Origin of the sequence: Achromobacter sp. MFA1 R4, from assembly GCF_900156745.1 — a bacterium.
Taxonomy (GTDB): Bacteria; Pseudomonadota; Gammaproteobacteria; order Burkholderiales; family Burkholderiaceae_B; genus Achromobacter.
In genome coordinates, this window is record NZ_LT707065.1 from 2,136,255 (window position 1) to 2,155,520 (window position 19,266).

11 protein-coding genes are annotated in these 19,266 nt (G+C 63.9%); 7 read left to right on the top strand and 4 right to left on the bottom strand.

Annotated features, from left to right (window positions below; genetic code table 11):
• Positions 1-67 precede the first annotated feature (67 nt).
• The gene (gene rpoB / locus BXA00_RS09655; RefSeq protein ID WP_076518317.1) at positions 68-4,180 is read left to right on the top strand and encodes a DNA-directed RNA polymerase subunit beta; all 4,113 of its coding nucleotides are present in this window, start codon (positions 68-70) and stop codon (positions 4,178-4,180) included.
• Positions 4,180-8,424 carry a DNA-directed RNA polymerase subunit beta' gene (gene rpoC / locus BXA00_RS09660; protein ID WP_076518318.1) on the top strand — a complete coding sequence of 1,415 codons (4,245 nt, stop codon included), beginning with the start codon at positions 4,180-4,182 and terminating at the stop codon, positions 8,422-8,424. Before rpoB ends, rpoC begins: the two co-directional genes overlap by 1 nt.
• A gap of 173 nt (positions 8,425-8,597) precedes the next feature.
• On the opposite strand, the gene BXA00_RS09665 is transcribed toward rpoC, so the two are convergent.
• Entirely contained in the window at positions 8,598-8,993 is a 396-nt protein-coding gene (locus BXA00_RS09665) for a TssQ family T6SS-associated lipoprotein (protein WP_076518319.1), read from the bottom strand.
• A gap of 157 nt (positions 8,994-9,150) precedes the next feature.
• Between BXA00_RS09665 and BXA00_RS09670 the strand changes: the two genes are divergently transcribed.
• Positions 9,151-10,422 carry a serine/threonine protein kinase gene (locus BXA00_RS09670; protein WP_076521881.1) on the top strand — a complete coding sequence of 424 codons (1,272 nt, stop codon included), beginning with the start codon at positions 9,151-9,153 and terminating at the stop codon, positions 10,420-10,422.
• Between the two features lie 33 nt (positions 10,423-10,455).
• On the opposite strand, the gene BXA00_RS09675 is transcribed toward BXA00_RS09670, so the two are convergent.
• Genes BXA00_RS09675 through BXA00_RS09685 form a run of 3 tightly spaced genes read right to left on the bottom strand, consistent with a single transcriptional unit; the run spans position 10,456 to position 14,625 of the window.
• Positions 10,456-12,759 (bottom strand): CHASE2 domain-containing protein, encoded by a 2,304-nt coding sequence (locus BXA00_RS09675; protein WP_076518320.1) that lies wholly within the window; start codon positions 12,757-12,759, stop codon positions 10,456-10,458.
• A gap of 8 nt (positions 12,760-12,767) precedes the next feature.
• Positions 12,768-13,874: a FecR domain-containing protein gene (locus BXA00_RS09680; RefSeq protein ID WP_076518321.1), complete on the bottom strand. Its 1,107-nt coding sequence runs from the start codon at positions 13,872-13,874 to the stop codon at positions 12,768-12,770.
• Between the two features lie 34 nt (positions 13,875-13,908).
• Positions 13,909-14,625 carry a response regulator transcription factor gene (locus tag BXA00_RS09685; RefSeq protein WP_076518322.1) on the bottom strand — a complete coding sequence of 239 codons (717 nt, stop codon included), beginning with the start codon at positions 14,623-14,625 and terminating at the stop codon, positions 13,909-13,911.
• A gap of 163 nt (positions 14,626-14,788) precedes the next feature.
• Here BXA00_RS09685 and BXA00_RS09690 point away from each other — a divergent pair, with 163 nt between their 5' ends.
• The 4 genes from BXA00_RS09690 (at position 14,789) to fusA (ending at position 19,254) form a co-directional block, all read left to right on the top strand.
• Positions 14,789-15,583: a response regulator transcription factor gene (locus tag BXA00_RS09690; RefSeq protein ID WP_304528814.1), complete on the top strand. Its 795-nt coding sequence runs from the start codon at positions 14,789-14,791 to the stop codon at positions 15,581-15,583.
• Positions 15,584-16,118: 535 nt separating this feature from the next.
• Entirely contained in the window at positions 16,119-16,496 is a 378-nt protein-coding gene (rpsL, locus tag BXA00_RS09695; RefSeq protein ID WP_005017264.1) for a 30S ribosomal protein S12, read from the top strand.
• A 166-nt stretch (positions 16,497-16,662) separates the two neighbouring features.
• Positions 16,663-17,133, top strand: a complete 471-nt coding sequence (gene rpsG, locus BXA00_RS09700) for a 30S ribosomal protein S7 (protein WP_006216561.1) — start codon at positions 16,663-16,665, stop codon at positions 17,131-17,133.
• Between the two features lie 18 nt (positions 17,134-17,151).
• Positions 17,152-19,254, top strand: a complete 2,103-nt coding sequence (gene fusA / locus BXA00_RS09705; protein ID WP_076518323.1) for an elongation factor G — start codon at positions 17,152-17,154, stop codon at positions 19,252-19,254.
• Positions 19,255-19,266: the final 12 nt, after the last annotated feature.

The window sequence follows — 19,266 nt, forward strand, 5'->3', positions numbered from 1 at the left end:
GGTTTCCTGGAGTCGTATCACCTGGGGCCGTGGTTGACGGCCCATGCAACCTCGAGTCGGAGTGCTCATGCCTTACTCGTACACCGAAAAAAAGCGCATCCGCAAAAGCTTCGCCAAGCGTGAAGACGTTCAAAACGTTCCCTTCCTTTTGGCGACTCAGCTTCAATCCTACCTAACTTTCCTGCAGGCGGATACCGCCCCGTCCGAACGCGTAGCCGACGGTTTGCAGGCGGCGTTCTCGTCGATTTTCCCGATCGTTAGTCACAACGGTATGGCGCGCTTGGAGTTCGTGAGCTACGTGCTCGGCGAACCGGTGTTCGATGTCAAGGAATGTCAGCAACGTGGCCTGACCTATGCCTCGCCCCTGCGAGCCAAGGTCCGCCTGGTGCTGCTTGACCGCGAAGTCAGCAAGCCCACCGTGAAGGAAGTGAAGGAACAGGAAGTCTACATGGGCGAAATTCCGCTCATGACGGGCACGGGTTCCTTCGTCATCAACGGCACCGAACGTGTCATCGTGTCGCGGCTGCACCGTTCGCCCGGCGTGTTCTTTGAACATGACCGCGGCAAAACGCACAGCTCCGGCAAGCTCCTGTTCTCGGCCCGCGTGATTCCTTACCGCGGCTCGTGGCTGGACTTCGAATTCGACCCGAAGGATATCCTGTTCTTCCGCGTCGACCGCCGTCGCAAGATGCCCGTCACGATCCTGTGCAAGGCCATCGGCATGACGCCGGAATCCATCCTGGCCAACTTCTTCGACTTCGACAACTTCGAATTGAAGAGCGAAGGCGCGATGATGGAATTCGTGCCTGAGCGCTGGAAGGGCGAAATGGCCCGCTTCGATATCGCCGACCGTTCGGGCAAGGTGATCGTCGAAAAAGACAAGCGCATCAACGCCAAGCATCTGCGCGACCTGGCTGCCGGCGGCATCCAGCGCATCTCCGTGCCGGAAGACTTCCTGTACGGCCGCGTGCTGGCCAAGAACATCGTTGACGAAGACACCGGCGAAGTCATCGCCAACGCTAACGATGAGATCACGGAAAGCGTGCTCGGCGCCCTGCGCGCCGCGAACGTGCACGAATTCCAGGCGCTGTACACCAACGACCTGGATCGCGGCCCGTACATTTCGCAAACGCTGCGCACCGACGAAACCGCCGACCAGATGGCCGCGCGCGTCGCCATCTATCGCATGATGCGTCCTGGCGAACCGCCCACCGAAGAAGCGGTGGAAGCGCTGTTCCAGCGCCTGTTCTACAGCGAAGAAACGTACGACCTGTCGCGCGTTGGCCGCATGAAGGTCAACAGCCGCCTGGGCCGTGGTGAGGACATCACCGGCCCGATGACGCTCACCAACGAAGACATCCTTGAAACCATCAAGGTGCTGGTCGAGCTGCGTAACGGCCGTGGTCAGATCGATGACATCGATCACTTGGGCAACCGCCGCGTGCGTTGCGTGGGCGAACTGGCCGAAAACCAGTTCCGCGCCGGTCTCGTGCGTGTCGAGCGCGCCGTCAAGGAACGTCTGGGCCAGGCCGAGACGGAAAACCTGATGCCGCACGACCTGATCAACTCCAAGCCGATCTCGGCCGCCATCAAGGAGTTCTTCGGTTCGAGCCAACTGTCGCAGTTCATGGACCAGACCAACCCGCTGTCGGAAATCACGCACAAGCGTCGTGTTTCCGCACTGGGCCCGGGCGGTCTGACCCGCGAGCGCGCCGGCTTCGAAGTCCGCGACGTGCACCCGACCCACTATGGCCGCGTCTGCCCGATCGAAACGCCGGAAGGCCCGAACATCGGCCTGATCAACTCCATGGCGCTGTACGCTCGCCTGAACGAGTACGGCTTCCTGGAAACGCCTTACCGCAAGATCGTCGACGGTCGCGTCAGCGACCAGATCGACTACCTGTCGGCCATCGAAGAAAGCCACTACGTCATCGCGCAGGCTAACGCCGCGCTGGACGAAGAAGGCCGTTTCGTCGACGACCTGGTGGCCTGCCGTGAAGCGGGCGAAACGATGCTGACCGCGCCGGCCAACGTGCACTACATGGACGTTGCCCCGTCGCAGATCGTGTCGGTCGCTGCCTCGCTGATTCCGTTCCTGGAGCACGACGACGCGAACCGCGCGCTGATGGGCGCCAACATGCAACGTCAGGCCGTGCCTTGCCTGCGTCCGGAAAAGCCGGTCGTGGGTACGGGTATCGAACGCACCGTGGCCGTTGACTCGGGCACCACCGTGCAGGCGCTGCGTGGCGGCTTGGTCGACCACGTCGACGCCGAGCGCGTCGTGATTCGCGTGAACGACGAAGAAAACGTCGCCGGCGAAGTGGGCGTCGACATCTACAACCTGATCAAGTACACCCGTTCCAACCAGAACACGAACATCAACCAGCGTCCGATCGTCAAGCGTGGCGACCGCGTCGCCAAGGGCGACGTGCTGGCTGACGGCGCATCGACCGACCTGGGCGAACTCGCCCTGGGTCAGAACATGCTGATCGCGTTCATGCCCTGGAACGGCTACAACTTCGAAGACTCGATCCTGATCTCCGAAAAGGTCGTGGCCGATGACCGCTACACCTCGGTCCACATCGAGGAACTGACGGTTGTCGCCCGCGACACGAAGCTCGGTCCGGAAGAAATCACCCGCGACATCAGCAACCTGGCTGAAACGCAGTTGAACCGCCTGGACGATTCCGGCATCACCTACATCGGCGCCGAAGTCAGCGCCGACGACGTGCTGGTCGGCAAGGTCACGCCCAAGGGCGAAACCCAGCTGACGCCGGAAGAAAAGCTGCTGCGCGCCATCTTCGGTGAAAAGGCGTCCGACGTTAAGGACACCTCGCTGCGCGTGCCCTCGGGCATGACCGGCACCGTGATCGACGTGCAGGTGTTCACGCGTGAAGGCATCGTGCGCGACAAGCGCGCCCAGTCCATCATCGACGATGAACTGCGCCGCTATCGCCAGGACCTGAACGACCAGCTGCGCATCGTTGAAAACGACCAGTTCGATCGTATCGAGAAGATGCTGATCAACAAGACCGTCAACGGCGGCCCGCGCAAGCTGGCCAAGGGCGCGACGATCACCAAGGCCTACCTGGCCGACCTGGATCGCTGGCAGTGGTTCGACATCCGCCTGGCCGATGAGCCGCACGCCGTCGTGCTGGAACAGGCCAAGGAATCGCTCGAGCAGAAGCGTCACCAGTTCGATCTGGCCTTCGAAGAGAAGCGCAAGAAGCTGACGCAGGGCGACGAGCTGCCCCCGGGCGTGCTGAAGATGATCAAGGTCTATCTGGCCGTGAAGCGTCGTCTGCAGCCTGGCGACAAGATGGCGGGCCGTCACGGCAACAAGGGCGTGGTCTCGCGCATCACGCCGGTGGAAGACATGCCGCACATGGCTGATGGCACGCCGGCCGACATCGTTCTGAACCCGCTGGGCGTGCCCTCGCGGATGAACGTCGGCCAGGTGCTGGAAGTTCACTTGGGCTGGGCTGCCAAGGGCGTCGGCCATCGCATCGCCGACATGCTGCGCGACGAGCGCACGGCGCAGGTCAAGAACGTCCGCGCGTATCTGGACAAGGTCTACAACACGACCGGCTCCGGCGCGCGCATCGACGAGCTGACCGACGACGAAGTCATGGAAATGGCCCAGAACCTCAAGAACGGCGTGCCGTTCGCGACGCCCGTCTTCGACGGCGCGACCGAAGAGGAAATCACCAAGATGCTGGAACTGGCCTATCCGGACGACGTCGCCGAGCGCATGGCGCTCACGCCTTCGCGTACGCAGGCATGGCTGTTCGACGGCCGCACGGGCGAGCAATTCGAGCGCCCCGTGACCGTCGGCTACATGCACTACCTGAAGCTGCACCACTTGGTCGACGACAAGATGCACGCGCGTTCCACTGGCCCGTACTCGCTCGTGACCCAGCAGCCGCTGGGCGGCAAGGCGCAGTTCGGCGGCCAGCGTTTCGGGGAAATGGAAGTGTGGGCGCTGGAAGCATACGGCGCCGCCTACACCCTGCAGGAAATGCTGACGGTGAAGTCGGACGACATCAACGGTCGTACCAAGGTTTACGAGAACATCGTCAAGGGCGACCACGTGATCGATGCCGGCATGCCGGAATCGTTCAACGTTCTGGTCAAGGAAATCCGCTCGTTGGCCCTGGACATGGATTTGGAGCGTAACTAATGAAAGCGCTACTCGACCTCTTTAAGCAAGTCTCGCAAGACGAGCAGTTCGATGCCATCAAGATCGGCATCGCCTCGCCCGAGAAGATCCGTTCGTGGTCCTACGGCGAAGTCCGCAAGCCCGAGACCATCAACTACCGCACGTTCAAGCCCGAGCGCGACGGCCTGTTCTGCTCCAAGATCTTTGGCCCGATCAAGGACTACGAGTGCCTGTGCGGCAAGTACAAGCGTCTGAAGCACCGTGGCGTGATCTGCGAAAAGTGCGGCGTGGAAGTCACCGTCGCCAAGGTTCGCCGTGAACGCATGGGCCACATCGAGCTGGCCAGCCCCGTCGCGCACATCTGGTTCCTGAAGAGCCTGCCGTCGCGTCTGGGCATGGTGCTCGACATGACCCTGCGCGACATCGAACGCGTCCTGTACTTCGAAGCCTGGTGCGTGATCGAGCCCGGCATGACGCCGCTCAAGCGCGGCCAGATCATGTCGGATGACGATTTCCTCGCCAAGACCGAAGAGTACGGCGACGACTTCCGTGCCCTGATGGGTGCGGAGGCCGTGCGCGAACTGCTGCGCACCATCGACATCGACCGCGAAGTGGAAACGCTGCGCGGCGAACTGAAGGCCACCAGCTCGGAAGCCAAGATCAAGAAGATCTCCAAGCGCCTGAAGGTGCTGGAAGGCTTCCAGAAGTCCGGCATCAAGGCCGAGTGGATGGTCATGGAAGTGCTGCCCGTGCTGCCGCCGGACCTGCGTCCGCTGGTGCCGCTGGACGGCGGCCGCTTCGCGACCTCCGACCTGAACGACCTGTACCGCCGCGTCATCAACCGCAACAACCGCCTCAAGCGCCTGCTGGAGCTCAAGGCGCCTGAAATCATCCTGCGCAACGAAAAGCGCATGCTGCAGGAAGCTGTCGACTCGCTGCTGGACAACGGCCGCCGTGGCAAGGCCATGACGGGCGCCAACAAGCGCCAGCTCAAGTCGCTGGCCGACATGATCAAGGGCAAGAGCGGTCGTTTCCGTCAGAACCTGCTGGGCAAGCGCGTCGACTACTCGGGCCGTTCGGTCATCGTGGTGGGTCCGCAGCTCAAGCTGCATCAGTGCGGCCTGCCCAAGCTGATGGCCCTGGAACTGTTCAAGCCGTTCATCTTCAATCGTCTGGAGATGATGGGCCTGGCCACGACCATCAAGGCTGCCAAGAAGCTGGTCGAAAGCCAGGAACCGGTGGTCTGGGACATCCTGGAAGAAGTCATCCGCGAACACCCGGTCATGCTGAACCGTGCGCCCACGCTGCACCGTTTGGGCATCCAGGCGTTCGAGCCGGTGCTGATCGAAGGCAAGGCCATCCAGCTGCACCCGCTGGTTTGCGCGGCGTTCAACGCCGACTTCGACGGTGACCAGATGGCCGTTCACGTGCCGCTGTCGCTGGAAGCCCAGCTCGAAGCGCGCACGCTGATGCTGGCGTCGAACAACGTGCTGTTCCCGGCCAACGGCGAACCGTCGATCGTGCCGTCGCAGGACATCGTGCTGGGTCTGTACTACACGACCCGCGAGCGCATCAACGGCCGTGGCGAAGGCATCTTCTTCACGGACGTCGCTGAAGTCCAGCGCGCCTATGACAACGGCGAAGTCGAGCTGCAAAGCCGCGTCACCGTGCGCCTGAAGGAACACGAGCGCGACGAGAACGGCGAATGGCAGCCCGTCATCCGCCGTCACGAGACGACGGTCGGCCGTGCGCTGCTGTCCGAGATCCTGCCCAAGGGCCTGCCCTTCACCGTCCTGAACAAGGCGCTGAAGAAGAAGGAAATCTCGCGCCTGATCAACCAGTCGTTCCGCCGCTGCGGCCTGCGCGACACCGTGATCTTCGCTGACAAGCTGATGCAGTCGGGCTTCCGGCTGGCCACGCGCGGCGGTATCTCGATCGCCATGGGCGACATGCTGATCCCGACCGCCAAGGAAGGCATCCTGGCCGAAGCCAGCCGCGAAGTGAAGGAAATCGACAAGCAGTACTCGTCGGGTCTGGTCACGTCCCAAGAGCGCTACAACAACGTTGTGGACATTTGGGGCAAGGCTGGCGACAAGGTCGGCAAGGCGATGATGGAACAGCTCGCGACCGAGCCCGTGATCAACCGTCACGGCGAGGAAGTGCGCCAGGAATCGTTCAACTCCATCTACATGATGGCTGACTCGGGCGCCCGCGGTTCGGCCGCCCAGATCCGCCAGCTCGCCGGCATGCGCGGCCTGATGGCCAAGCCGGACGGCTCGATCATCGAAACGCCCATTACCGCGAACTTCCGTGAAGGCCTGAACGTACTCCAGTACTTCATCTCCACCCACGGTGCGCGTAAGGGTCTGGCCGATACGGCACTGAAGACCGCGAACTCGGGTTACCTGACCCGCCGTCTGGTCGACGTGACGCAGGATCTGGTCATCACCGAAGACGACTGCGGCACCTCGCAGGGCTACAACATGAAAGCCCTGGTCGAAGGCGGTGAAGTCATCGAACCGTTGCGCGACCGTATCCTCGGCCGCGTGGCTGCCGTGGACATCGTCAACCCGGACACGCAGGAAACGGCCATCGTCGCCGGCACCCTGCTGGACGAAGACCTGGTCGACACCATCGACCGCATCGGCGTGGACGAAGTCAAGGTCCGCACGCCGCTGACCTGCGAAACGCGTCACGGCCTGTGCGCGCACTGCTATGGCCGTGACCTGGGTCGCGGCTCGTCGGTCAACCAGGGCGAGGCAGTCGGCGTCATCGCTGCCCAGTCCATCGGTGAACCGGGCACGCAGCTCACGATGCGTACGTTCCACATCGGTGGCGCGGCCTCGCGTTCGGCCCTGGCCAGCGCGGTGGAAACGAAGTCCACCGGTACCGTCGGCTTTGCCAGCACGATGCGCTACGTCACGAACGCCAAGGGCGAACGTGTCGCGATCTCGCGCTCGGGCGAACTGGCGATCTTCGACGACAACGGCCGCGAACGCGAACGCCACAAGATCCCGTACGGCGCGACCGTGCTGGTGGGCGATGGCGAAGCCGTGAAGGCTGGCGCGCGCCTGGCGACGTGGGATCCGCTGACCCGTCCGATCGTGTCGGAATACGGCGGCGCCGTCCGCTTCGAGAACATCGAAGAAGGCGTGACCGTTGCCAAGCAGGTGGACGAAGTCACCGGCCTGTCGACGCTCGTCGTCATCACGCCCAAGACCCGTGGCGGCAAGATCGTCATGCGTCCGCAGATCAAGCTGGTCAACGAGAACGGCGAAGACGTCAAGATCGCCGGCACCGATCACTCGGTGAACATCTCGTTCCCGGTGGGCGCGCTGATCACCGTGCGTGACGGCCAGCAGGTTGCCGTGGGTGAAGTCCTGGCGCGTATTCCGCAGGAATCGCAAAAGACCCGCGACATTACCGGCGGTCTGCCGCGTGTGGCCGAACTGTTCGAGGCCCGTTCGCCGAAGGACGCCGGCATGCTCGCCGACGTCACCGGTACGGTCTCGTTCGGCAAGGACACCAAGGGCAAGCAGCGCCTGGTCATCACCGACCTGGAAGGCGTGAGCCACGAGTTCCTGATTCCGAAGGAAAAGCAGGTTCTGGTGCACGACGGCCAGGTGGTGAACAAGGGCGAAATGATCGTGGACGGCCCGGCCGATCCCCACGACATCCTGCGCCTGCAAGGCATCGAGAAGCTGGCGACGTACATCGTCGACGAAGTGCAGGACGTCTACCGTCTGCAGGGCGTGAAGATCAACGACAAGCACATCGAAGTGATTGTTCGTCAGATGCTGCGTCGTGTGAACATCGTCGACGCGGGCGACACCGAGTTCATCCCGGGCGAGCAGGTCGAGCGCTCCGAGCTGTTGAACGAAAACGACCGCGTCACGGCAGCCGACCTGCGTCCGGCAACGTACGACAACGTGCTGCTGGGTATCACGAAGGCCTCGCTGTCGACCGACTCGTTCATCTCGGCCGCTTCGTTCCAGGAAACCACCCGGGTCCTGACCGAAGCCGCCATCATGGGCAAGCGCGACGACCTGCGCGGCTTGAAGGAAAACGTCATCGTCGGCCGCCTCATCCCGGCAGGTACCGGCCTGGCGTACCACCACGCTCGCCGCGACAAGGAACAGCTGGAGGCGGCGGAACGCGAAGCCGCTCGCCAGCAGGCCAACCCGTTCGAGGACGCGCCGGTCACGGTGGGCTCGGATGTGGAAACGCCCGCGCCCGACACCGGCGCCGAGAACTCCGCCGAATAAGCGGGATTCCCGGACAGGTTCCCCCGCAGCGATGCGGGGGACAGCCTGAAAATCAAAGGCCGCTGATGAAAATCAGCGGCCTTTCTTTTTGTGTGTTGTGTGTTGTGTGTTGTGTGTTGCGTATTGGGTGCTGTGTGCGGCGTGCAGCGTGCGACTGACAGGGGACGGCAGGACTACTTCACAAGCTGTGCGCGTGCGCGCTGAAAGGCGGGGCCCCAAGCCGGATGACCGGCCTCGTTGGGGGCGAGTTCAAAAGTCGGATCCAGGGCAAGAATGCGGGAGAAGCTGTCCTCGCAAAGCTGGGTGTAGCGGGTGACGCAATAGCTGAAAGCCTGAAGCTTGTAGGCTTCGATGCGAACCGCTTTGGACGAGGCCGCCAGCGTATCGGAGGTGGCGACGCCACGGATCACCTCGCCGTAACGGCCGGCACCGTACTGGTCGCGCACCTGTTGCAGCTCGGCCAGCGCTTCGGCCGTGGGGGGGCTCTCGGGTTGTGATGCGGAGATGCCCGCGCAGCCGGCCAGGAGGGCCGATACGCCAAGCAGACTGCTCAGGATGCGAATTTTCATGGCTTCCAAAGATGTAGGGTGGTGACGCGGTACGCTATCGTGCCACAGCCTGATGCGCTCGGACATCTTCGGCAATGTCCTGATGCTGCGGATTGGATAATATTCCGCCTAAATAGCCCCTGAACCGTTTTTGGCGCGCCCGCGCAGCTTCTCGATGATGTCTACTCCCGCCGGCCTGTTGACGCCGCGTGGCCCGTTTTCCGGCGCCGCGCCGTTGGCGTTGCGCCCGTTGAGCGCCATTGCCGCCAGCGCGGCGGGCGGCGTCCCGGAATCGCGCATCAAGCGGCTCCTTTCCGACCTGCTGCCGTCCCTCGTCGCCCTGCACGCCCAGGGCGAAGTCTGCGGCGATATTTCGCTGGAAACCGTGGGCATGGACGAGGGGGCGCGTGCGCACCTGCTGCCCGAACTGGTGGTGGCGCGCTCGCGGCGCGCGAGCAGGACGCCGGCTGCCGGCTTTGCGCCGTTCGAACTCTATACCGATTCCATGGAATGGCCGCGAGGCCCCTGGACCGACATCTATTCGCTTTGCGCGGTGGCGCACGCTCTCGTGACCGGGACCCGGCCGCCGCCCGCGCCGGAGCGCCGCGCCCACGACGCGTATGAGCCCCTGGCCTCGATGGAGCTGCCCAAGTACGGCAAAGCATTCCTCCAGGTCATCGATGCGGGGCTGGCGATGGATCCGCAGGCGCGGCCCCAAACCCTGGCCGAGCTGGCCAGCCTGTTGGGCGTGGCCGCCTATGATGAACCCGTCGCGGAGACGGACGACCTGGACGAGTCGGCCAAGGTCGCGCCCGCGCCCGGCTTCCCGGAGCCCCGCCCGCCCGCCCGTCGGCGCGGACCGCTGCTGTTGCTGCTGCTGATCCTCGCGCTTATTGGCGCGGGCGTGTACGCGTGGTTTCAATGGGGCCTGGGAACGCCCAACGCCCTCATCACCCGATCGGAAGTCGTGCAGCCAAATCCGCCGGCGGTGTATCCCTTGCCGCAAGCCGCGGCGCCGGCCCCGCCGCCCGCTGTGGCGCAGAAGCCCGCGGATCCCGCGCCCCAGCCGGGCAGCGGCGCGATGCCTGGTCCGGAGTCGGCAGCCAATTCCGCCGCCACACCGTCGACGGCGAATCCCGCGGCGCCGGCCGATGTCACGAGCACGCCCGCGCCGCCGCCTGCCGCACAGGAATCCACCCCGGCGCCCGCCGCCGTCGACGAGGCGCCCAAGCCCAAGCCGGTCCCGGTCACGGTGCGCCTGGACATCCGTCCTTGGGGCGAAGTCTGGATCAACGGCGTGGCGCGCGGCATCAGTCCGCCGGTCAAGGAACTCAAGCTGGTGCCGGGCAAGTACCAGGTCGTCGTGCGCAACGCCGACCTTCCGCCCAAACGCATGACGCTGGAAGTCAGGCCGGGCAAGCCGGCCGTCATTTCGCATACGTTCGAATAGTTCGAATAGGAACGCAGGCGGCACGCGGCGGGACTACACCTGCGGCAAGTGCAGCATGAACAGCGAGCCCACGCCGGGTTCGCTCTGCACCTCGATGCGTCCGCCGTGGCGCTCGGCGACGGTGCGCACGAACGCCAGCCCCAGACCCGCCCCGCCGATATCGCCGCGGTTTTCCACCCCCACGCGCGCAAAGGGTTCGAACAGCCGCGCCAGATCCTGCGGCGCGATTCCCTGGCCCTGGTCCTGGATGCACACCCGCCAGAAGCCGGGCTGCTCGTCGATGCCGCATTCGATGCGCGTGCCGGAGGCGCTGTACTTGATGGCATTGTCGACGAGGTTGCAGAGCGCGCGCATCAGCAATGTCTGTTCGCCGCGCGTGTAGGCGACCGGCAGCGGAGTCGTGACCTCCAGCGTAATGCCGCGCCTGTTGGCGGACGGCCAGAGATCGTCGACAGCGTCCTGCAGCAGGCTGCCCAGGTCCAGTTCGATGGCGCTGATCGTCATGGATTCGGCGCGCGTCAGATGCACGAAGTCATCGACCAGCCGCAGCGTGCGGTTTGCCAGCATTGCGATGCGGTCCAGCGTGTCGTTGCCAAGCGCTTGCGCTCCTGCCTCCTGGGACAGCTCCACCAGCGCCAGGATCGAGCTTTGCGGCGCACGCATGTCGTGCGAGATGAAGCGCAGGGTCTCTTCGCGCTGGCGCTCGGCCTGCCGGATGCGCGAGATGTCGGTCAGCGTGGCCACCGTTCCCGCGAACTGGCCTTCGGCCGTGTGGATGGGGGCGCACTTCAATATCAGGTCGCGTCCCGCGCGGTCGCGCACTTCCAGGTCCGCGCTCCAGGGCGTTCCCGGATCGGCCGCGTGGCGTCCGCTCAGGGCCTCGGCCACGCGCGCTCGCGCGCCTTCGTCGGCCAGGGTGCGCTCCAGCAGGTGCGCCGCCGGCCGGCCGATGCGGGGCGCGCGAATGCCCAGGTGCTGGAAGAACAGGACGGCGGCCTGGTTGCGGAATCGCATGCGGCCATCCTGATCGAAGACCAGCGTCGCATCCGGCATGCCGTCCAGCCCGTCGGCCAGGAACCGCCGCAGGTTGCGCACGCGCGCGAGCGCGCGGCGCAGTTCGCCGACACGGCTTTCCAGTGATGCATTCGGATTGGCGAGCGGGACACGAGCCTCGTTCAGGATCGGCGGGTATTCGCGCTGCAGCCGCCGCAGCTCGTTGTCCATATAGCGCAGCGCGGCTTCCTGGTTGCGCCAGCTCCAGAGCGGATAGCACAGCGCCACGCCGGCCAACGCGGCCGTCGGCGCAAACCACAGGAACGCGTGGGCCAGCAGCAGCCAGGACGCCAGCGGGATGACGGCCAGCAGCGCCAGGCTGACGAGCAGCGCCTTCTTGGGCGCCAGGCGCCACAGGGACAGGCACGCGAGCAGCACCGGCAGCAGCGCGAACAACGCATTCCACCCGGCCGCCGGACGTTGATAGACGACGTCGGTGCGGGCCGCCTGCAGGATGTTGGCGATGATCTCCACGCCGGAGATCCCGCTGACGTCATGCGACACCGGGGTCGGGTAGTCATCGCCCAGGCCGGTTGCCCAGGCGCCCACCAGCACATATTTGCCGCGCAGGGTTTGCGGGGGAATGTCGCCGCGCAGCACGGACAGGTAGGACACCGTCCGAATGTGGGTCGGTGGGCCGGCATACGGAATCAGGATACGGCCCTCGGCATTGGCGCGTGTGAGCAGGCGCCGGGCGTGTTCGGCTTCGCCGCCGGCCTCCAGCATCGAGATGGCGAGATGGTTCCAGCGGTGTCCCGCGAACTGCGTCGTGAGCACGGCTTCCCGCACCACGCCGTCCGGGTCGATCACCGCATTGATGAAGCCGATGGACGCCGCGGCCTGCGCCAGTTCGGGCAGGGGCAGGCCGATGGCGCTCGGATTTCTCAAGCGATCCAGGATCGCGGGCAGCACGGTATGGCTGTTGCGCCGGATGCTGTCTGCAAGTATCGCGTCGTCGCCGGCATTCACCGTATCCGGCTCGGCAAAGATCAGGTCCAGCCCCACGGCGCGCGCACCCTTCAGCCGGTCGAGCAGCGCCGCGTGGACCGCGCGCCGCCAGGGCCAGCGCCCCAGCGCCTCGATGCTCGCGTCGTCGATCGCCACCACCAGGATGTCAGGATCGGCGGCGCGCTCGGTCATCATGACCGCGCGGTCATAGAAGACCTGGTCGAGCCGGCCAAGTCCGTTGAATGAACCGAGAAACGCCGCCAGCGCAGCCAGCGCCATCGTCAGCCACAGCCCCGATCGCGAGGGCCGATCGTGCGAGTCGGCGGCGTCGGCCATGGCGCGCCTTAGTACGCGGTGAGCGTCACGAGTCCGCCTGTGCCGCTGCTGACGCCAAGTCCGTACGATGTCATCAGCATGTTCGCCCCTTCGAAAGCGCGGACCGAATCCTGTCCGTGCAGGCCCAGGTTGTCGACGGCGCGTACCGACACGTAGAACGTGCCGGGACCCGGGGCGGAAAAGCGGATGTCGTTGGTGGGAAAGCTGGCGGACGACACCGGCAAGGTGCCTTCTGCGTCGCGCGAGACGCGCACCAGATAGCTGAGCGCGCCTTCCACCGGGCCAAATGGGACCGACCAGGTGCCGCCCGAGCGGACCGGCTCGCCCAGTTGCGGCGCCGCCAGCAGCGGGCGCACGCCGGACACGGTGCCGTCGGCTCCCACCGCGGCGCCGTAGCCCTGCGACACCGCGACGGGTTTGGCGGGCGCGTCGCCCGGCGCGTGGGCCTGCAGCCTCACGCTGCCCTGCAGCACTTCGCTATGAACGCCCTGCGCGCCGCTCTGAACGCGAAAGCGCGTGCCGCGCACGCCCGTCACCGCCACGGGCGTGCGGATCTCGAATCGGCCCACGCCCTGGCCGGCTGGCGCGACGCTCGATTCCACGCTTCCCCGTCGCACGTTGATGACCGAATCAGTCAGCGCGGTCCCTTCGAACTGGCGCAGGCGCGTGAGCTCGACCGCCCCATTGGAGGGCAGCGTGAGCCGGGAGCCGTCGGCAAGCTGCAGCGTGACGAAGCCATTGGGCGCGGTTTCCAGCGTGCTGCCTTCGGGCACCGGCGTTCCGGGCTGCAGGGACTTGCCATTCAGGTTTGCCTGCCCGCTGACGTGGACCACCTGCGCCTGCGCGTCGCGCACCGGAATCATCGACAAGGGGATATGCAGCTCCAGGCCGATGGGCAGGCGTTCCGGAGTAAGGACGTTGTTGATCGTCTGCAGTCGGCCCCAGTTGGCCTGGTTGCGCGTGTATTGCGTGGCCAGTTCGATCAGCGTATCGCCTTGGCGGACGCGATGGATGAAGTCTTCCCCCAATGCGCCGGCGGGTTGGCTGCGCGCGGGGGCGCCCAGCGTGATCGAGGAAATCAGGACAAGCAAAGAAAGCGCGCGGAAGCGGCTCATGGCAATCGATTCTCCAGGGATTCAGGCAACGCGGCTAAGACGAACTGCCGTGGCTGTCTTCAGATGGACCGACCAGTTCGAGCCGGTAGCCAAGCGCATAGGACGACGTCAGTCGCACACCGTGCTGGGGACGGAGCTGAAGCTTTTGCCGGATGTTCGACAGGTGGGTGTCCAGCGTGCGCGAGGTGGCGGGAATCTCGCGGTTCCATACGCATTCGGCAAGCACGTCGCGCGACATCAGTCGGCCCACGTTGCGAAAGAACAGCAGCGCCAGTTCGAATTCTTTGGGGGCCAGCGGGATCGCCACGTCGTCCAGCGAAATGGTTCGCGCCGCGGGATCGACGCGATATCGCGCAACCTCGATGGTTTCGTCGACGGGCTCCGAGATCTGGCTGCGGCGCAGCAGCGCCGCCACGCGGGCCAGCAGTTCCAGGGGGCGCAGCGGCTTGACGATGTAGTCGTCCGCGCCCGCGCGCAGGCCCTCGACCAGGTCGTCCTCGCTTGACCGGTTGGTCAGGAAGATGACGGGGATGCGTGCGCCAATGTGGGCGCGCAGCCAGCGGACCACGTCGTCGCCATCGATGTCGGGCAGGTGCCAGTCCAGCAGCACCAGGTCAAACACTTCAGTACGCAGGGCCGCAAGCAGATCCCGGCTTTGGTGGTAGCTGGTGCAAGCATAGCCAGCGGCGGACAGGACCTGCTGAATGCGCCGAGCCTGGTCAAGGTCGTCTTCCAGCGACGCGATTTTCATTAGAAGAGTTCTCGCGAGAGTTGGCTGCGCAGGCGCGCGCGAGGCGACCTAGCAAAACGGGGGATTTATGTAAACGAATGATAACTCGGGAAAACCCTTCGGCGGCAACGTTATGGCAAGAACTGTCAAACATTGCAAAGTTGACGAATCTTGACTGGAGTTGTTGCGTTACCGCGCGCCACACTGTCTCAAAGGTATCCACCAGCCGCGATCACAGCCGGCGGTGCAAGGGGAGGGAATGCAGACGGGAAAGAAGATGAATCAATTGCGCATACTTGTGATGTCCATGGACGACGCTGTACGCGGATCCGCCGTGTCCACGCTGTTACAGGCCGGCATATCGGCCCGCGGCTGCTCGACTTCGCTGGAATTGTTCAGCCTGCTCAACAGCACGCATTACGACGCCGTGGTGCTCGATCTGGGGGCGTCGGGCGAAATCGGCTACGCCCTCGTGGCGCGCCTGCATGGTTCCGCGCCGCTGGGAATCGTCGTCATCGGCCGGGGCATGTCAGTGGACAACCGTCTGCGCTGCCTGCAAAGTGGCGCGGATGCCTGCCTGCCCGATCCCCAGGACCCCCGCGAACTGGTTTGTATCCTGTTATCCCTGTCCCGGCGCCTGCCGGCCGCCGCGGATCCCGCCGACATGGGTGGAACGGGCAACGGCCGCTGGGAATTGCGCGACCAGGGCTGGACCCTGGCCGCGCCGTCCGGGGTCATCCTGTCGCTGTCGGCCAACGAGCGCCTCATCGTGCGCACCTTGCTCAATGCGGCGGGCAAGGCAGTGGGCCGCGAGGCGCTCGGCCGTGAACTGCAGGTAGAGGGGGACGGAGCGCGCGCGAGCAGCGCCCGCAGCATCGACGTCATTGTCAGCCGGTTGCGGCGCAAGGCGGAACAGGCGGGTGTGGTCCTGCCGATCCGGACGGTCTACGGCAGCGGCTACCTGTTTACCGACCGATAGACGCACTGCCCAAGGCTGCACGCGGTACACTGCGTCCGGGTTCACCGCATGGATTCATCGCGGAGCTGTTCCCGCCACCGCAAATCGTTGCAGCCGCCGCATTGCCGCGCCGCGCAACTTTCCGCTACGTGGCCCCAATTTCCACCAGCACCGTGCAAGTTCCCGTCTCCTGGCGCGAACTTGCCGCTAGGTGGCGCTTACAAAAAATTTTGACAGTAGTCCCTTATCTCAGTTATGCTAAAGGGCTTACTGCTTTATTTCGCGCGCAAAATCTGCACGCTCAGGCAGGCAGTTCAGGGCCCTTAACGAAGGTGCGTCACGAGCCTTTTGTTATTCGGCCCATCAGTAGCAACTGTCCGATCTGGCTGCTTTCCGGTTTTGTGCGTTTGTCATGGTTTGTTGGCAAGCCCGCTCTTTTACGTATTTGAACGTTTGAGGCGGTTTTGCGCGAACTGCCTTCTCCAAAAGCGCGTCCGCTCCAGGAGACGAGTACGTAAGTACTTACCAGTGGTACGTAAAAGGGATTTCAAAGGTCATGCCTACCATTAGCCAACTCGTGCGCAAGCCGCGCGAAGTCAGCATCATCAAAAGCAAGAGCCCCGCGCTCGAAAACTGCCCGCAACGCCGCGGCGTGTGCACTCGCGTGTACACCACCACCCCCAAGAAGCCGAACTCCGCTCTGCGTAAGGTTGCCAAAGTGCGTCTGACCAACGGTTACGAAGTCATTTCGTACATCGGCGGTGAAGGCCACAACCTACAAGAGCACTCGGTGGTTCTGGTGCGTGGCGGCCGTGTGAAGGACTTGCCCGGTGTGCGTTATCACATCGTGCGCGGTTCCCTTGACCTGCAAGGCGTCAAGGACCGTAAGCAAGCCCGTTCGAAGTACGGCGCCAAGCGCCCGAAGAAGGCTTAATAACAAGTCAGTAGTACCCCCACGTGGCGGAAGTCCGTCACCAGGGAAGTGCGACCGCGCCATCCAGATGATGGGAAGGTGCGCGGCACGTAAGGGGTCGTCCCAATGGGCGGCCATGGCCGTGTAATGAAACACGGTTCAACTGAACAGACACAAGGAAGCAACAATGCCCCGTCGTCGCGAAGTACCCAAGCGCGAGATTCTGCCCGATCCCAAGTTCGGCAGCGTCGAACTCGCCAAGTTCATGAACGTCGTCATGCTGGACGGCAAGAAGGCCGTCGCCGAGCGCATCGTTTACGGCGCCCTCGAGCAAGTGCAAACCAAGACCGGCAAGGAGCCGATCGAGGTTTTCAGCCTGGCGATCAACAACATCAAGCCGATCGTCGAAGTCAAGAGCCGCCGCGTTGGCGGTGCCAACTACCAAGTGCCGGTTGAAGTGCGCCCCGTGCGCCGCCTGGCCCTGGCTATGCGTTGGCTCCGTGAAGCCGCCAAGAAGCGTGGCGAGAAGTCGATGGATCTGCGCCTTGCTGGCGAACTGATCGACGCCTCCGAAGGTCGTGGCGCCGCGATGAAGAAGCGCGAAGACACGCACAAGATGGCAGAGGCCAACAAGGCCTTCAGCCATTTCCGCTGGTAATTTAAGGATTAATCCACCATGGCCCGCAAAACCCCGATCGAGCGCTATCGCAACATTGGTATCTCTGCGCACATCGATGCAGGGAAGACCACCACGACCGAACGTATCCTGTTCTACACCGGCGTCAATCACAAGATTGGCGAAGTGCATGATGGCGCAGCCACCATGGACTGGATGGAGCAAGAGCAAGAGCGTGGCATCACCATTACGTCGGCTGCTACGACGGCGTTTTGGCGTGGCATGGCCGGCAACTACCCCGAGCACCGCATCAACATCATCGACACCCCGGGACACGTGGACTTCACCATTGAGGTGGAACGTTCCATGCGCGTCCTGGACGGTGCCTGCATGGTCTACTGCGCGGTGGGCGGTGTGCAGCCCCAGTCCGAAACCGTGTGGCGTCAAGCCAACAAGTACGGCGTGCCGCGTCTGGCCTTCGTCAACAAGATGGACCGTACCGGCGCCAACTTCTTCAAGGTCTATGACCAGCTGAAGAACCGCCTGCGCGCCAATCCCGTGCCGATCGTCATTCCCATCGGCGCCGAAGACACGTTCCAAGGCGTGGTCGACCTGGTCAAGATGAAGGCGATCATTTGGGACGAGGCCAGCCAAGGCACCAAGTTCGACTACAAGGACGTTCCGGCCGAGCTGGAAGGTCTGGCGAACGAATGGCGTGAAAAGCTGGTTGAAGCCGCCGCCGAGTCGTCGGAAGAGCTGATGAACAAGTACCTGGAAACGGGTTCGCTGGAAGAAGCCGAAATCAACCTGGCCATCCGCCAACGCACCATCGCTGGCGAAATCCAGCCGATGCTGTGCGGCACCGCCTTCAAGAACAAGGGCGTGCAGCGCATGCTGGACGCGGTCATCGATTACCTGCCTTCGCCCGTGGACATCCCCCCGGTCGACGGTCAGGACGACGATGGCAACGCGATCAAGCGCAATGCCGACGACAACGAGAAGTTCTCGGCGCTGGCATTCAAGCTGATGAGCGATCCGTTCGTGGGTCAATTGACCTTCGTGCGCGTGTACTCGGGCGTCCTGAAGTCGGGCGATACGGTCTACAACCCCATCAAGGGCAAGAAGGAACGTATCGGTCGCATTCTGCAGATGCACGCGAACAACCGCGAAGAAATCAAGGAAGTGTTGGCAGGCGACATCGCCGCCGTGGTCGGCCTGAAGGACGTGACCACCGGCGAAACGCTGTGCGACATCGACTCCCACATCCTGCTCGAACGCATGATTTTCCCGGAGCCCGTGATTTCGCAGGCCGTCGAACCCAAGTCGAAGGCTGACCAGGAAAAGATGGGTCTGGCGCTGTCGCGTCTGGCTCAGGAAGATCCGTCGTTCCGCGTGCGCAGCGACGAAGAATCCGGCCAAACCATCATTTCCGGCATGGGCGAGCTCCACCTGGAAATTCTGGTCGACCGCATGAAGCGCGAATTCGGCGTGGAAGCCAACGTCGGCAAGCCGCAAGTGGCCTACCGCGAAACCATCCGCAAGACGTGCGAAGAAGTCGAAGGCAAGTTCGTCAAGCAGTCGGGCGGTCGCGGCCAGTACGGTCACGTGGTGCTGAAGGTCGAGCCCCTGGCTCCTGGCGGTGGCTACGAATTCGTGGACGCCATCAAGGGCGGTGTGGTTCCTCGCGAATACATCCCCGCGGTGGACAAGGGCATCCAGGAAACGCTGCCTTCGGGCATCCTGGCCGGCTACCCGGTCGTGGACGTCAAGGTCACGCTGTTCTTCGGTTCGTACCACGACGTGGACTCGAACGAAAACGCGTTCAAGATGGCCGGCTCGATGGCGTTCAAGGAAGGCATGCGCAAGGCTAGCCCCGTGCTGCTGGAACCGATGATGGCCGTTGAAGTCGAAACGCCGGAAGACTACGCAGGCACCGTGATGGGCGATCTGTCCTCGCGTCGCGGCATGGTCCAAGGCATGGACGACATGGTCGGCGGTGGCAAGACCATCAAGGCTGAAGTGCCCCTGGCCGAGATGTTCGGTTACGCCACGAACCTGCGTTCGCTGACGCAAGGTCGTGCCACGTACACGATGGAATTCAAGCATTACTCCGAGGCCCCCAAGAACGTCGCTGACGAAGTCATCGCCGCTCGGGCCAAGTAAATAACCCTTGCC

Coding starts and splice junctions, on each gene's coding strand:
- BXA00_RS09685 (WP_076518322.1), bottom strand. CDS start 14,625: ATGAAAATCGCGTCGCTGGAAGACGACCTTGACCAGGCTCGGCGCATT.
- rpoB (WP_076518317.1), top strand. CDS start 68: ATGCCTTACTCGTACACCGAAAAAAAGCGCATCCGCAAAAGCTTCGCC.
- BXA00_RS09670 (WP_076521881.1), top strand. CDS start 9,151: ATGTCTACTCCCGCCGGCCTGTTGACGCCGCGTGGCCCGTTTTCCGGC.
- fusA (WP_076518323.1), top strand. CDS start 17,152: ATGGCCCGCAAAACCCCGATCGAGCGCTATCGCAACATTGGTATCTCT.
- BXA00_RS09675 (WP_076518320.1), bottom strand. CDS start 12,759: ATGGCCGACGCCGCCGACTCGCACGATCGGCCCTCGCGATCGGGGCTG.
- BXA00_RS09665 (WP_076518319.1), bottom strand. CDS start 8,993: ATGAAAATTCGCATCCTGAGCAGTCTGCTTGGCGTATCGGCCCTCCTG.
- rpoC (WP_076518318.1), top strand. CDS start 4,180: ATGAAAGCGCTACTCGACCTCTTTAAGCAAGTCTCGCAAGACGAGCAG.
- rpsL (WP_005017264.1), top strand. CDS start 16,119: ATGCCTACCATTAGCCAACTCGTGCGCAAGCCGCGCGAAGTCAGCATC.
- BXA00_RS09680 (WP_076518321.1), bottom strand. CDS start 13,874: ATGAGCCGCTTCCGCGCGCTTTCTTTGCTTGTCCTGATTTCCTCGATC.
- rpsG (WP_006216561.1), top strand. CDS start 16,663: ATGCCCCGTCGTCGCGAAGTACCCAAGCGCGAGATTCTGCCCGATCCC.